We start from the raw sequence: 15,051 nt of genomic DNA on the forward strand, positions 1-15,051 counted from the left end.
ATTAATTCAAAACATCTTCTTGTATAGCGTATATCGCTTTTAAATATTGTCTTATGAAATAAGCCTGACTACCGGCTTATTTTATAAGACATTTTTGTATAAATTTAACCAGAACAAATATAATCACCTATGAATCTAAGCGCTCCCCTATTTAGACGATTACTTCCTCTTTTGATTATTCTCAGCATATCTGCCGGCACAGTCCAGGCTCAGGTTTTCGGACAAAATATTGTCCGATATAAGAATGAGAAATTCAAAGTATTACAAACGCCACATTTTGAGATTTACTACTACCTCAAAAATGAAAAGATGGTTAAGAAGTTTGCTGAGGATGCAGAAACATGGTATAAAATGCACCAGGAGATCTTTAAAGATACCTTCGTAAAGAAGAATCCAATCATACTTTACAACAACCATCCGGATTTCCAGACCACCACTGCCTTAAGCGGAGAGATTGGAATAGGGACCGGTGGGGTAACTGAAGCGTTCAAAAACAGGGTGATTATGCCAGTCATGGAACTCAACAACCAAACCCGTCATGTATTAGGGCATGAGCTTGTGCACGCTTTTCAATACCGCCTGCTATTAGAAAAAGATTCGATAGGTCTTGAAAACATCAGCAATACCCCATTATGGATGGTAGAGGGAATGGCGGAATACCTATCCGTAGGAAAAACAGATGCCTTCACTTCGATGTGGATGAGAGATGCCCTGCTCAACAGAGATGTTCCTTCCTTAAAAGACCTGACCAAATCCAATAAATACTTCCCATACCGCTATGGTCAGGCCTTCTGGACTTTCGTAGGTTCTGTTTACGGAGATACCACTATTGTCCCACTATTTAAAGCAACAGCCAAATATGGGTATGAGAATGGCTTAAAATACACTTTTGGTTATGACGACCGTACGCTTTCCGGCCTCTGGAAAAGTGCCATCGAAGCGCATTACCGCCCGATGTTAAAACCAGACAGTTCCCAGATCAAAATTACAGGCACTAAAATCGTAGACAACAAAAACGCGGGCAATATGAATGTGGCGCCGGCAATTAGTCCGGATGGACAATACCTGGCCTTTTTATCAGAAAAAGACTTATTTGGGATTGACCTGTTTCTCGCTGATGCGAAAACCGGAAACATCATCAGGAAACTGAGCAGTCAGGTCTCCAATTCCCATATAGACGACTTTAACTTTCTGGAATCCGCAGGAACCTGGTCGCCGGACAGCAAGCAGTTTGCCTTCAGTATTTTCAGCAAAGGGATAAATCAATTGATGATCATTGATGTCGCTTCCGGAAAAACAATCCTACGCGCTCCTATGGGGGATGTTGCTCAATTTGGAAACCTTTCCTGGGCAGCCAATGGCGATGACATCGCCTTCTCAGGTATGGTGGAAGGTCAGAGTGATATCTTTTCCTATAACCTAAAAACAAAACAGGTGACCCAAATCACCAACGACAGCTATTCAGACTATGCGCCAAACTACGCAGCTGATGGGAAAAAGATTGTTTTCTCATCAGATAGAGCATCTATGTCTCATCAAAGCAACAATGCCGTTCATCCGCTCAACCTAAGCATCTACGATATAGACCACAAAATGATTTCTAATATCCCTGTATTTCCCGGAGCCAACAATTTAAATGCCCAGTTTTCCGGAGACAGCAAAAAGATTTACTTCCTTTCCAACAGGGATGGTTTCAGAAACCTTTACGAGTATACACTTGGGGATCAAAAAGTACAACAACTGACAGATTACTTTACCGGCATCAGTGGCATCACCGAATTCTCTCCCGCAATAAGTGTGTCCAGAAATGATGACATAGTTTATAGTTATTACCGATCGCAACGTTACACTTTATACCATTCTCCCCGTAATAACTTCAAGGCTAAGCCGGTAGATGCAAACGCAGTTAACTTTGATGCGGCCGTACTCCCTCCTATGGAAAGCAATGGGGTAGACATCGTAAACACGAATCTGGCTAACTTCGAACGCTTTGAAAAGGTAATTGCAGATTCCATGAGACTCGTGCCTTACAAACCAAAGTTCAAACTGGATTACCTGGCCAATAGTGGCGGTGTAGGCGTATCAACCAGTAGATTTGGAACAGGTGTACAAGGAGGAATTTCCGGTAGATTCAGTGATATTCTCGGCAAAAATCAAATCATTGCCAACCTTGCCATTAATGGGGAGATTCAGGATTTCGGTGGTTTAGTCGGCTATATCAATCAAGCCAGCCGAATCAACTGGGGAGCGGCCATTTCCCACGTTCCTTATGTAACGGGCTATAGAGATGTCGTTGCAGAACAGATTGACGGAAGTGATGGTAAAATTGATGTAATCAATGACAGAACCAATATCATACGTACTTTTGAAGAGCAGGCACAGCTATTTGCGGCTTATCCTTTCAACAAAGTACACCGGTTTGAACTGGGCGGAAGCTTATCAAGATATAGCTACCGGGTAACGCGTTTCAACAATTACTATGATAATATTGACGGGCGTGCAGGGCGATACATCGGTTCAGAGAGAACTAAGGTGCCTACCGCGCAAGCTGCACAGGAATTAGGCTTCTCTTTAGACGCTTTCAAACTGATGCAGGTGAATGCCTCATTTGTGGGAGACAATTCGGTTATGGGCCTTGCTTCCCCGCTTGATGGCTTCAGATACCGTGTTGGCCTGGAGCAATATTTTGGAGATTATAAGTTTTATGCTGTTGCGGTAGACATTAGAAAATACATCCGCGTTAAGCCATTCACTATTGCGGCAAGAACATTCAACTACTTCAGAGTAGGAAAAGAAGGTGAAAATCTTTACCCTTTGTATGCAGGTTACTCCTATTTCATCAGAGGATATGAAGCAAACTCTTTCTATAAAAGCCGCAATTCAAGCACAGGTGATTTTGATATCAACCAACTTTCAGGAAGTAAAATGTCCGTCTTTAATTTTGAGGTACGTTTGCCTTTTACGGGACCTAAGAAGCTCGCTCAAATCCCATCAAAACTATTGTTCACAGACCTAAACTTATTCTTTGATGCAGGATTGGCCTGGAATCAGGGAAATAAAGTCGTTTTCAAAAGTCAGCCCAACTACCAGATTGAACCTGCAAAAGATGGCCAGGGAAATCCTATCCTCGATAAAGATGGCAATCAACTCCTAACCCAGGTCACCAATGAACGTGTACCCGCATTGAGTGTTGGAATTTCCCTCAGAGTCAATGTGTTTGGTTACTTTGTATTAGAACCCTATTACGCCTTTCCACTACAGCGAAAAGATGCTAAATCCGGCGTGTTTGGGTTAACCTTCGCACCAGGCTGGTAACAACTATCCGCTGGAAATGGAACACCTTGCCCCGGATCACAAGGTGTTCCATTTAACCAGAACCTAAATTCAATAGCATCCAAAACGCAATCGCAGAAAGCCAAAACCTCAGGACAAACTGTGGAATGGCAGATTCACCTGGGTAATTATGGGCTTACTGCTGAGGATGTGTTCAAAATCCAAACCGATCGTCAAATCAATCCAATTTGGATTACAAGCCCTGATCATCCTTTCCTTCTGCATCCTTGTAAAGCGGCTGATTAATTTAAACCTTCCCAAAGCCTGGGCCTCAGTCTTGAACTCTTCGAAATATACCAACCTGGTGAGCTGCTGCCCGCAATCAAAAAACAGATTCGGCATCTGCTTATAAAAATCAAGGGTTTTAATCAGATCAGAACTCATTCCAACATGTAAACTCTTGCGGTTTCTATCGGTTACGATATATACAAATTTCTTCATGACTGTAGGTTTAAATGATACAAGCTAATTAAGTTAGTACAGCTATTTGGTATTCAAATTAAAATTACTAACTTTATTGGTACAATACTACTAATATTATTAGTAAAAACAAATAAATACTAAACTTTTATTTTATGTCAAATATATCCCCTAACCTAAAGTACCTTAGAAAGAAAAAAGGCCTCACACAACAGCAATTTGCTGATGCCATGGAGGTTAAGAGATCACTAATCGGAGCCTACGAAGAAGACCGTGCGGAACCGAAATATGATTTGCTAAAAAAAATAGCAGAATATTATGACCTCACTATCGACGAATTTATTAACGAAAGAATCAACGATAGCTGGAAACCGAAGCTAAAAAGTCAGGGATCTAATCTAAGAATACTCAGTATCTCGGTAGATAATGACAATAAAGAGAATATAGAAATGGTGCCGGTAAAAGCAAGTGCTGGTTACCTGAACGGCTTCGCAGATCCGGAATACATCAAAGATTTACCAAAATTTCAACTGCCACTACCTTTCTTAAAACAAGGTACATTCAGAGCTTTTGAAATCTTAGGCGATTCGATGCTACCAATCCAATCCGGCAGTATCATCCTTGCCGAATACCTGGACAACTGGAATGACATTAAAGTAGGTGAAACCTATATTGTCATCAGCAAAAATGAAGGCGTAGTCTACAAAAGAGCCGGAAATAAATTCAAAGAGAACAAAGAATTGAAGCTGGTCTCCGACAATAAACTGTACGATCCTTATACCATTCCTTCAGATGAGATTCTGGAAATATGGAAAGCAAAAGCGTTTATCTCTTCTTCGCTTCCTGAACCAACACCAGAACCGAGCATTGAAACCCTGAGCAGTATGATGGCACAAATGCAGAAATCCATTTCCCAGCTGAACAAAAACTAAAATAACCGCTTCAAAAGCGTTAAAAAAACCAAAACACAGGCATAAATTAAAAATAAAGAAAGCAGGTTCATCCTGCTTTCTTTATTTTTGGGGCAATGAACAAGACCTGGCAGTTTATACTACACAAGTTACAGGATAGAAAAGAAAAAGGATCATTGAGAAAATTATCCAGCCTGCCTTATCCTGTCGACTTTTGCTCCAACGATTATCTGGGTTTTTCCAGGTCAGCGGAATTGCAGCAAAACATCACAGCTACCTTAAGCCAGATCCCACACTCGCCCATCGGTTCTGGTGGATCCCGACTGCTCAGTGGCAACCACTCCTATACGGAAGAAACAGAATCTTTTATTGCTGATTTCCACCAGGCAGAAAGCGGACTGATCTTTAACTCCGGCTATGATGCAAACGTTGGACTGATTTCCAGTTTAGCACAGCGTGGAGACACTATTATTTCAGATGAACTCATTCATGCCAGTCTGATTGATGGCGCGCGCCTCAGTCACGCAAACCGCTATACCTTTAAGCATAATAACATAGAAGCACTGGAAGCCAAACTTAAACTGGCCACCGGAAATGTTTATGTCCTCGTAGAAAGTGTCTATTCTATGGACGGCGACCTTGCCCCTTTACAGGAAATCAATGCCTGCTGTAAGAAGTATGATGCCAATCTTATTGTAGATGAGGCACACGCAGTAGGTGTTTTCGGTCCTTACGGAAAAGGAAGAGTGCAGGAACTTGGTCTGCAAAAAGAAGTATTTGCAAGGGTGGTCACCTTTGGAAAAGCCCTGGGTTGTCATGGTGCAATTGTTCTTGGAAATGCGCCTTTAAGGGAATACCTGCTCAATTATGCGCGGTCATTTATTTATACCACCGCGGCACCACTCCATAGCATCGTTAGTATCAACTGTGCTTATCAATTACTCGCTTCAGCAGACCATACACCATGGCTTCAGCAAACAATCACGCAGTACAGTGATGCCTTGAAATCTGCAGGTTACAGGGGGCTCACGAGTATTAGTACCATTCAAACCATCCGTTACCAAAGCAATACAGCGGCAAAAAATGCAGCGGCAAGCCTGCAACAAAAAGGCTTTGATATCCGTGCGATTGTGAGTCCAACGGTTCCTATTGGAACGGAAAGATTAAGAATCTGCCTGCATACCTATAATACAGAAGAAGAAATTAACGACCTGATCCAATCTTTGGTCTTATTAAAATAACATGAATAATACGTATTTCATTACCGGAATTGGTACAGGCATCGGAAAAACGATTGTCAGTGCCATCCTTACCCAAAAACTCCAGGCAGATTACTGGAAACCTATACAATCAGGAGATCTGGATCAAAGCGATAGCTTATCAGTACAACACCTGATCAGTAATACAAAAACGATCATCCACCCGGAACAATACCGCTTAAGCAGGCCCTTATCTCCGCATCTATCAGCCAGATTAGATGGAATAGAAATTAATGTAAATGCATTCAAGGTACCTGAAACCAATAACCACCTCATCATCGAAGGTGCGGGCGGATTAATGGTCCCTATAAATGAAAAGGAATTGTTACTAGACCTGATCCCTGTATTAAAAGCGAAAGTCATCATCGTTTCACAGAATTACCTGGGTAGTATCAACCATACTTTGCTGACGCTGGAGGTATTGAAATCAAGAAATATACAGGTGGAAGGAATTATTTTCAACGGGGAGGCTAATCCTGAATCTGAAAGCTATATCGCAAACTATACAGGTATCCCTATACTCGGGAACATCCCAAAATTAGCATCTTTAGATCAGCAAGCCATTGCTGAAGCCGGACAGTTCATCCAGCTTTAAAAATTAATCTGGCTATAACTAAGAAACAACCAGCTTTAAAAAACATAACCCAATAAAAAAGGGAGCTTTTGGCTCCCTTTTTCTATGATTAAAATGATCGTTAGATCTATTTTACTGCATCAATAACTGCTTTGAAAGCTGTTGGATGGTTCATTGCTAAGTCAGCTAAAACCTTACGGTTTAAACCGATGTTTGCAGTCGCTAATTTACCGATCAATTGAGAGTAAGAAATACCATGTTGACGAGCTCCAGCGTTGATACGTTGAATCCATAAACCACGGAATTCTCTTTTCTTAACTTTACGGTCACGGTATGCATATTGCAAACCTTTTTCAACCGTGTTTTTAGCGATTGTGAAAACCTTACTTCTTGATCCCCAATAGCCTTTGGCCATATTAAGGACTTTTTTCCTTCTTCTTCTCGAAGCTACTGCGTTTACCGAACGTGGCATAGTGTGTTGTTTTTTGATAAACGGTGTTGCGTATTACAGCAAACTTACTACCGGGTACCTGGTTAAAAATTTAATTATTTACCGATAGCAAGCATACGCTTAACGTTGCCCATATCAGCTGCGGACACCATTGAAGTGTGACCCAAATTACGCTTACGTTTAGTCGACATCTTAGTTAAGATGTGGCTTTTGTAGGCATTCTTCCTTGCAATTTTACCTGTTCCAGTAAGCTTAAAACGCTTTTTAGCACTGGAATTGGTTTTCATTTTTGGCATAACCTGTGTTTATTAATATGTAATTTATTTATTTCTTAGCAACTTTTGGAGCCAGCGTTAAAAACATACGCTTGCCCTCTAACTTAGGTAATAATTCAACCTTACCGATATCTTCAAGCGCTTGTGCAAACTTAAGAAGCAGGATCTCTCCTTGTTCTTTGTAAACAATTGCTCTACCTTTAAAGTGAACATAAGCCCTAACCTTTTCCCCGTTTTCAAGGAAACTAACCGCGTGCTTCAACTTAAATTGAAAATCGTGATCATTTGTATTAGGTCCAAAACGGATCTCCTTAATGACGGTCTGTTTTGCGTTTGCTTTAATCTCCTTCTGCTTTTTCTTCTGCTCGTAAACAAACTTACTGTAATCGATGATCCGACATACCGGAGGCACTGCATTTGGAGAAATCTCAACTAGATCTAATTCCAATTCGTCGGCAAGGGCTAAAGCTTTTGCCAAAGGATAGATCCCTGGTTCAACATTATCTCCAGCTAATCTAACCTCCTGAGCCCTGATAAACTGATTAATATTATGTTCTGCTTCTTTTTTCTTAAAAGGAGGACGTGGTCCCCTGTTAAATCCTGGTCTGCCTAATGCCAAATTTATATACTATTTAAATTGTTATTTCTTTGATTAATAATTCACTAAACTCTTGCTGAGTCATTTCACCTAAATCTCCTTCACCGTGCTTCCTTACTGACACCTTGCCTTCCGCCATTTCCTTCTCACCGATAATCAACATATAAGGGATTTTTTTCACCTCAGCGTCCCTGATTTTTCTTCCAATCTTCTCATCACGGAAGTCAATCAAACCGCGAATATCGGAATTATTTAGCTCATCTGAAACTTTTTTTGCATAATCTTCGTACTTTTCTGAGATAGGAAGAATAATAAATTGCTCAGGTGACAACCATAATGGGAAATTACCAGCGCAATGCTCAATCAATACCGCGATAAAACGCTCTAGAGAACCGAATGGAGCCCTATGGATCATTACCGGACGGTGTTTCAGGTTGTCGCTACCAGTGTATTCCAATTCAAAACGCTCAGGTAAGTTATAATCTACCTGGATCGTTCCCAACTGCCATTTTCTGCCTAACGCATCTTTCACCATGAAGTCTAACTTCGGACCATAGAATGCAGCCTCACCATATTCAACTACCGTAGATAATTCCTTTTCTGCTGCAGCCTCAATGATTGCCGATTCGGCCAAAGCCCAGTTTTCATCCGTACCAATATACTTCGTTTTGTTCTCAGGATCTCTCAAAGAAATCTGTGCAGTATAGTCCGTAAATCCAAGAGATTTAAACACATATAATACCAGGTCAATTACTTTCTTGAACTCTTCTTTTACCTGATCCGGGCGACAAAACAAATGCGCATCATCCTGAGTAAACCCACGAACTCTGGTTAAGCCATGAAGCTCTCCACTTTGTTCGTAACGGTATACGGTTCCAAACTCTGCAAAACGCAAAGGAAGGTCTTTATAAGAACGCGGTTTCACTTTATAAATCTCACAGTGGTGAGGACAGTTCATCGGTTTAAGGAAAAACTCCTCCCCTTCCTGTGGGGTTTTAATCGGTTGGAAAGCGTCTTTACCATACTTCTCGTAGTGACCGGAAGTGATGTATAAATTCTTATGTCCGATATGAGGAGTTACTACCTGCTCATATCCTGATTTTGACTGTGCTTTTGTTAAAAACTGAACCAAACGCTCACGCAAAGCAGCACCTTTAGGCAACCACAATGGCAATCCCATACCCACTTTCTCAGAGAAAGCAAATAATTCCAGTTCCTTACCCAACTTACGGTGATCTCTTTTCTTCGCCTCTTCAATCATATGAAGATACTCAGTCAGCTCACTTGCCTTAGGAAAAGTAACCCCATAAATACGGGTCAGTTGTTTTTTAGTTTCATCACCGCGCCAGTAAGCACCTGCAACATTCATCAATTTTACCGCTTTAACAAAACCGGTATTTGGAATGTGTGGCCCACGACAAAGGTCAGTAAATTCACCTTGATTATAGAATGTGATCTTTCCATCTTCCAGACCTTCTAACAGGTCTAATTTGTACTCGTCACCTTTTTCTGTAAAATATTTAATCGCATCAGCTTTAGAAACGCTTTCCCTTACAAAAACTTGTTTTTGCTTGGCCAGCTCAATTATTTTGGCTTCAATAGCTTTAAAGTCGTCCGAAGAAAACTCTCTGTCGCCGAAATCTACATCATAGTAGAAACCGGTTTCAATTGCAGGACCAATACCGAATTTTGTACCCGGATATAAAGCCTCCAATGCCTCAGCCATAATGTGCGCAGAAGAATGCCAGAAAGTAGCTTTACCAGCAGCATCATTCCAGGTCAGCAACTTTACAGTCGAATCACTTTCAATTGCTCTGGAAGAATCCCAGATTTCACCGTTTACTTCCGCAGCTAATACGTTGCGTGCTAATCCCTCTGAAATAGAGAGTGCGATTTGATGAGCTGTTACGCCCTTTTCATACTGACGACTAGAGCCATCAGGTAGTGTAATATTAATCATCTACAACTATGATTTAAGTTAATTAATTGATTTGAAATGATTTATATAATTCTTATTCTACGTGTAATAAAATATTATATAAATAATGGTGGTGTTTATCTCCGCCACTGGCACAAATATAACAATTCATTCAGAAATCAGGTTCTAGTTATGGGAATCATTTTATTAATTTCACATCAGATGTGATGATCCTGATCAGGATTAAATATTCAAGGGAACTAAACCCAATTGGTTTAAGCCTGCTTAAAGTTTTACAAACATGCAGTACCAATGCCATACAACTGCTATACTGGTTGTAGTTACTGAAGGGTTGATTAAGAGTTGACGAGGGATTGATGAGGATTATCCACAGCAACCATTAACCAAGCCCTCATCAACCCCTCGCCAACTCCCCGCCAACGAGCACTAGTATAGCACTGCTATAGCATCAGCGTAGCGCCTAATATTCTGTACTTTCCAACCAGCCGTTGGCTAAAACATCCGCTAAATGCATTGTTTTCAAAGGAATGTTGTTTTTATCGATATACCCTTGCAAATGCATCAGGCAGGATAAATCTGTGGAGATCACATATTCTGCGCCTTGTTCCAGCGCATTATTTACTTTTTGCTCGGCCATTGCCGAAGAAATCGCATCAAATTTCACAGAAAACGTACCGCCAAAACCGCAGCACATATCCGTATCCTTCATTTCTACCATTTCCAGTCCATGAACTTTAGACAACAGCTGACGAGGTTCATCCTTAATCTTACACTCTCTCAATCCGCTACAAGAATCATGGTAAACGGCTTTTCCGTCTAGCTCTGCACCGAAATAATCTCTTTTCAATACGTTCACCAAAAAGTCAGAAAGCTCATAAACATGCTGTTGAATACTGCGGCATTTATTATGAAGATTGGTATTGGTAAATAAATCGCTATAACCATTTTTCACCATGCCAACGCAGGATGCAGATGGCGCAACAATATAATCTGTACCGGAAAAATCGTTTAAAAACTTTGTTCCTGTTTCTTTGGCCTGCTCCCAGTATCCGGCATTATAAGCCGGTTGTCCGCAGCAGGTTTGTGCAGAATTATAAAACACCTCACAACCCGCTTTCTCCAATAGCTTTATCGTATTAAATGCAGTCTCAGGATATAACTGATCAACAAAGCAAGGAACAAACAATTCTATCTTCATGTGTATCTAATTCTTATTAAAATCTATCATGGTTAACCTTTAACCAATTTTGGTTCTGTCTTTTTTAACAACAGCAAAAATATCAAACCTATTACAAAAAAGGAGGCCAATGCCAGCACAGAATTCCTGATGCTACCCGTTTGTTCCTCAATATAAGCAAAACTAAAAAGACCAATCACTACGGCCAGTTTTTCCGTTACATCGTAAAAGCTAAAAAATGAAGCTGTATCCGGTGTGTTTTCTGGCAAAAATTTAGAGTAAGTAGACCTTGATAAAGACTGGATACCCCCCATAATCAGGCCAACTACTGCTGCTAAGCCATAAAATTCAAATTCGTTGGTGATAAAATAAGCAGAAACACAAGCCCCTACCCATACCACCACGACCAGAATCAGCACATTGACATTCCCAATTTTCTTTGCCAGCTTCGACATCAATATGGCGCCCCAAATGGCAACCAGCTGCATGATCAAAATTACAGCAATTAATTTAGAAGTTCCTAAATGCAGTGTTTTCTCTCCAAAACCGGCTGCTGCCAACATCACTGTCTGCACGCCCATGGAGTAAAAGAAAAAAGCAATCAGGTAACGTTTTAAAAACGCCATCTGCTTTAACTGCTTCCAAACCTTGCTCAGCTCTTCAAATCCGCTATGCACTAAATTCTTATTGACAGGGATAAAATTTGGACTTCCGGCAGGCAATTTACGAAAAGGAATTTGCGCAAAGGCGATCCACCAGATTCCAACCAGCAGAAATGACAACCTTGCGGGTAAAGAAGCATCGGTAATGCCGAAAAGTTCAGGTTTTAAGACAAATACAAAACAGATGACCTGTAAAATAACACTTCCCACATAGCCGTAGGCAAAACCCTGGGCGCTCACCCGGTCTTGCTGGTCTTTGCTGGCAATCTCCGGAAGGTAAGAATTGTTAAACAAGACCCCACCGATATAGCCCATGGCTGCAATGGCAAAGAGTATAATGCCCAACTCCAGGCTTTCCAGTTTAAAGAAAAACAAACCCATACAAGCAAAACCGCCGATATAGGTAAAGATTTTCATAAATATTTTCTTGTTGCCACGAAAATCCGCAGTGGCGGAAAGCAGAGGCATCAGAATCACCATCACTAAATAAGCTGCCGAAAGCGCATAATTTGACAATGCGGTATTCGTAAAAGTATGCCCGAAAAACGTCACTTTATCGCCATGCCCGGCAGTGGTGGTAATAATCGTATAATAAGCGGGAAAAATAGTAGAGGTAATGACTAAGTTATAAGCAGAATTTGCCCAGTCAAAAAAAGCCCATGACCGGATGACTTTCTTGTCGTTTTTTTGTTCCATGTATCAAATAAGGGCGCTAAAATAGCTAAAAAACAACAATCCGGCTAATTAACTTTCTCTAGTTTCGCTGCTCCCGATTTTTTCTCGCTTACATTTTTAGGATTACCTTTATAATAGATCTCACTTGCTCCGGAAGTCTTTACTTTCAAGTCGTTCAGTACATTGATATTGGCTTTTCCGGTACCATCAATATTAATGTCATAAACACCGGCAACAAAACTAAAAGCTTCCAGTTTAGCATTGCCACTGGTTTTCAACACATGAGTTCCGGTTTGGCCAGTCAGGGTTAGTTTTCCGATACCATCAATTTTTGAAGTCAGCTTACTTGCATTTAAGTCCAGGTTTACATCAGAACTACCTTGTAAATCAAGGTCAAGGTCCTTCACATAAATCGGCCCATCTCCAACTACACGCACCATACCATTGGTTTCTAATTCTTTCAGCTCGCCAATTCCTGCATAAATCACAACAGAATCAGTCCCACAATATTTTCCGTTTTCCAGTTTAAGTTCCAGTTCTCCACCGCTCACCCTTGATCTGATTAAGGGTACCACATTAGAATCTGCCTGAATCTTTACATTAAAGGTGCTATCCTGCGTTAAAATAAGCTTAATCGTACCGCTCACATTAATTTTATCGTAACTTTTCAGTTCTACGACTTTAGTGATCTGAACTCCGGAATCTTCGATACATTTAGAAGTACATCCTGCCAGAAGTGCAGGGATAGCCAATACGATAAGTTGTAGTTTCTTCATAGGGAATATATTTATTGCAATTTAGTGTTTTCGTAACTAAGGTATCAACCCAATTTTAAAGGTAAAAGTTTTTACCATCTGTTTTAATTTTTCCCGCATCCATCAATTCACGGATACGAGCCATCCGTTCATCTTCATTACCGGTTTTAATCTCCTTCACCAGACTGTCGAAGGAATGCATTTTCGTCTGCAGTAACGTAACCAGCTCAAAATCGATCCTATCGTCACGAACGTCCCGGTCGTCTGCTCTTTTCTCTGCCAGACAAACATCGCAAACGCCACATTTATCAGCATCCGGCTCATCGAAATACCTCAGCAACTGCACACTCCGGCATTTGTCATTTTCCGTATAGTCCAATACCGCATTGATCTGATCCAGTTGAATTTTCCTTCTCATTTTCATGTACTTCTGGTCAATATCCATATGTACAAAATCCACTCTCGGACGAATATATTGAAGCTGGGGCTGATCTGATTGAGGCAGATAAGACAACAAACCCTGTTCTTCCAGGTTGCTGATCATCTTTCTGGCCGTACTAAAAGACAATCCTACTTTTTTAGCAATTTCATTTTCTTCAATTTTCACATACTGATCAAATGCACCGCCATAGGACCTTAAGATCGCTTTGATCAAAGGATCATATCCCGCATTCTCTATTTGAAAACGGTAAACATCTTCATGAGAAGCGGTAAATAACACTCTGGAAGGTAAAAATATGTTTTCAGAAAGTGTCAGGTAGCCATCATGCTCTAAAAATTTAAGGGCAGCCATGGTCTTGATCACACCGACCTTAAAACGCTTGCAAAAATCAGCAAGGTCAAAATTAAAAGTCAGGCCCTCACCAGCGCCAAAAGCAAGCTGAAAATAATTCCCGAGGTAATGGTATATCTTTTTAACATCATCAACTGTTGGGAAATTATCTGCGTATTTAGCTTTTAAATCCATCCGGTCTGATTTATTGGCCAGTAAAACGGCATACGCTTTTTCTCCGTCTCTACCTGCCCGGCCAGCTTCCTGATAATAGGCTTCCAGGCTTTCCGGTAAATCCAGGTGTACCACAAAACGAACATCAGGCTTATCGATCCCCATCCCAAAAGCATTGGTTGCGACCATCACCTGAATTTTATTCTTTTTCCATTCGTCCTGTTTACGGAAACGGTCTACCTTGTCAACTCCTGCATGGTAAAAATCGGCAGCGATCTGATTTCTGCTTAAAAAAGCAGCAACTTCTACGGTTTCTCTCCGGTTACGTACATAAACCAAACCGCTTCCTTTCACGTTTTTCACGATACTGATTAGTTTCTTATACTTATCATCCTTATCGATCACTACATAACTCAGATTTTTACGCGCAAAACTCTGCACAAACACCTTTGCGTCGTTAAATTTCAACTTTTCTACGATATCTGCCCGTACAAACTTAGTTGCCGTTGCCGTCAGGGCAAGAATGGGTACTTTAGGATGAATATCGCGGATTTCAGCGATCTGCTGATAGGGAGGCCGAAAATCATATCCCCATTGAGAGATACAATGCGCCTCGTCTACTGCAATCAGATTTACATTCATATAAGAAATACGGATGCGCACAATTTCTGATAATAATCTTTCCGGAGACAGGTATAAGAACTTAATCTTCCCATAAATACAGTTATCGAGCAGGATATCGATTTCTCTTTTTCCCATTCCTGCATAAATTGCTACCGCTTCAATTCCTTTGGATTTTAGGTTTTCCACCTGATCTTTCATCAGGGCAACCAGTGGCGAAATGACAATACAAATCCCCTCCTTTACCAATGCAGGTATCTGAAAGCAAAGGGACTTACCTCCTCCGGTTGGCAATAATGCCAGGGTATCATGGCCATTTAAAACGGAACTGATAATATCCGACTGTAGTGGTCTGAAACTATCAAATCCCCAGTATTTTTTTAGTATCTCGGCTTCGCTCATAAAAAGGTTAACATCAAAACTATAAAAATGAACTGATATTATTAAATTGCAAG

13 protein-coding genes are annotated in these 15,051 nt (G+C 40.8%); 4 read left to right on the plus strand and 9 right to left on the minus strand.

From position 1 onward, the window contains the following. The first annotated feature begins 129 nt into the window (after positions 1-129). A complete protein-coding gene (locus tag OQX61_RS01575) occupies positions 130-3,315 on the plus strand; it encodes a basic secretory protein-like protein (protein WP_265839886.1) in 3,186 nt (1,061 codons plus the stop codon). Between the two features lie 108 nt (positions 3,316-3,423). Here OQX61_RS01575 and OQX61_RS01580 read toward each other — a convergent pair whose 3' ends face one another. Beyond that, positions 3,424-3,774: a GIY-YIG nuclease family protein gene (locus OQX61_RS01580; RefSeq protein ID WP_265839887.1), complete on the minus strand. Its 351-nt coding sequence runs from the start codon at positions 3,772-3,774 to the stop codon at positions 3,424-3,426. 134 nt (positions 3,775-3,908) lie between these two features. On the opposite strand from OQX61_RS01580, the gene OQX61_RS01585 reads away from it, so the two are divergent. The 3 genes from OQX61_RS01585 to bioD all read left to right on the plus strand — a co-directional run bounded on the left by OQX61_RS01585 (position 3,909) and on the right by bioD (position 6,518). Next, a complete protein-coding gene (locus OQX61_RS01585) occupies positions 3,909-4,685 on the plus strand; it encodes a helix-turn-helix domain-containing protein (RefSeq protein ID WP_265839888.1) in 777 nt (258 codons plus the stop codon). A gap of 95 nt (positions 4,686-4,780) precedes the next feature. Next, positions 4,781-5,905, plus strand: coding sequence for an 8-amino-7-oxononanoate synthase (locus OQX61_RS01590; RefSeq protein ID WP_265839889.1), 1,125 nt, complete (start codon positions 4,781-4,783; stop codon positions 5,903-5,905). 1 nt (position 5,906) lies between these two features. Further along, positions 5,907-6,518: a dethiobiotin synthase gene (bioD, locus tag OQX61_RS01595; protein WP_265839890.1), complete on the plus strand. Its 612-nt coding sequence runs from the start codon at positions 5,907-5,909 to the stop codon at positions 6,516-6,518. Between the two features lie 106 nt (positions 6,519-6,624). Here bioD and rplT read toward each other — a convergent pair whose 3' ends face one another. From rplT to OQX61_RS01635, 8 genes are all read right to left on the minus strand, one after another. Continuing rightward, entirely contained in the window at positions 6,625-6,969 is a 345-nt protein-coding gene (rplT, locus tag OQX61_RS01600; protein ID WP_265839891.1) for a 50S ribosomal protein L20, read from the minus strand. 74 nt (positions 6,970-7,043) lie between these two features. Continuing rightward, positions 7,044-7,244 (minus strand): 50S ribosomal protein L35, encoded by a 201-nt coding sequence (gene rpmI / locus OQX61_RS01605; protein ID WP_062547998.1) that lies wholly within the window; start codon positions 7,242-7,244, stop codon positions 7,044-7,046. A 28-nt stretch (positions 7,245-7,272) separates the two neighbouring features. Beyond that, positions 7,273-7,842, minus strand: a complete 570-nt coding sequence (gene infC, locus OQX61_RS01610) for a translation initiation factor IF-3 (protein ID WP_008238148.1) — start codon at positions 7,840-7,842, stop codon at positions 7,273-7,275. Positions 7,843-7,855: 13 nt separating this feature from the next. Continuing rightward, positions 7,856-9,781 (minus strand): threonine--tRNA ligase, encoded by a 1,926-nt coding sequence (gene thrS / locus OQX61_RS01615; protein WP_265839892.1) that lies wholly within the window; start codon positions 9,779-9,781, stop codon positions 7,856-7,858. 439 nt (positions 9,782-10,220) lie between these two features. Beyond that, positions 10,221-10,958: a (Fe-S)-binding protein gene (locus tag OQX61_RS01620; RefSeq protein ID WP_265839893.1), complete on the minus strand. Its 738-nt coding sequence runs from the start codon at positions 10,956-10,958 to the stop codon at positions 10,221-10,223. A 32-nt stretch (positions 10,959-10,990) separates the two neighbouring features. Continuing rightward, entirely contained in the window at positions 10,991-12,295 is a 1,305-nt protein-coding gene (locus tag OQX61_RS01625) for an MFS transporter (RefSeq protein WP_265839894.1), read from the minus strand. Positions 12,296-12,339: 44 nt separating this feature from the next. Further along, positions 12,340-13,050, minus strand: a complete 711-nt coding sequence (locus OQX61_RS01630) for a head GIN domain-containing protein (protein WP_265839895.1) — start codon at positions 13,048-13,050, stop codon at positions 12,340-12,342. 55 nt (positions 13,051-13,105) lie between these two features. Continuing rightward, positions 13,106-14,998: an ATP-dependent DNA helicase RecQ gene (locus OQX61_RS01635; protein ID WP_265839896.1), complete on the minus strand. Its 1,893-nt coding sequence runs from the start codon at positions 14,996-14,998 to the stop codon at positions 13,106-13,108. Positions 14,999-15,051 lie beyond the last annotated feature (53 nt).

The organism is Pedobacter sp. PLR, assembly GCF_026239675.1.
Classification (GTDB): domain Bacteria; phylum Bacteroidota; class Bacteroidia; order Sphingobacteriales; family Sphingobacteriaceae; genus Pedobacter.

Coding starts and splice junctions, on each gene's coding strand:
- OQX61_RS01580 (WP_265839887.1), bottom strand. CDS start 3,774: ATGAAGAAATTTGTATATATCGTAACCGATAGAAACCGCAAGAGTTTA.
- OQX61_RS01590 (WP_265839889.1), top strand. CDS start 4,781: ATGAACAAGACCTGGCAGTTTATACTACACAAGTTACAGGATAGAAAA.
- OQX61_RS01635 (WP_265839896.1), bottom strand. CDS start 14,998: ATGAGCGAAGCCGAGATACTAAAAAAATACTGGGGATTTGATAGTTTC.
- rpmI (WP_062547998.1), bottom strand. CDS start 7,244: ATGCCAAAAATGAAAACCAATTCCAGTGCTAAAAAGCGTTTTAAGCTT.
- OQX61_RS01630 (WP_265839895.1), bottom strand. CDS start 13,050: ATGAAGAAACTACAACTTATCGTATTGGCTATCCCTGCACTTCTGGCA.
- OQX61_RS01625 (WP_265839894.1), bottom strand. CDS start 12,295: ATGGAACAAAAAAACGACAAGAAAGTCATCCGGTCATGGGCTTTTTTT.
- bioD (WP_265839890.1), top strand. CDS start 5,907: ATGAATAATACGTATTTCATTACCGGAATTGGTACAGGCATCGGAAAA.
- OQX61_RS01585 (WP_265839888.1), top strand. CDS start 3,909: ATGTCAAATATATCCCCTAACCTAAAGTACCTTAGAAAGAAAAAAGGC.
- rplT (WP_265839891.1), bottom strand. CDS start 6,969: ATGCCACGTTCGGTAAACGCAGTAGCTTCGAGAAGAAGAAGGAAAAAA.
- OQX61_RS01620 (WP_265839893.1), bottom strand. CDS start 10,958: ATGAAGATAGAATTGTTTGTTCCTTGCTTTGTTGATCAGTTATATCCT.
- thrS (WP_265839892.1), bottom strand. CDS start 9,781: ATGATTAATATTACACTACCTGATGGCTCTAGTCGTCAGTATGAAAAG.
- OQX61_RS01575 (WP_265839886.1), top strand. CDS start 130: ATGAATCTAAGCGCTCCCCTATTTAGACGATTACTTCCTCTTTTGATT.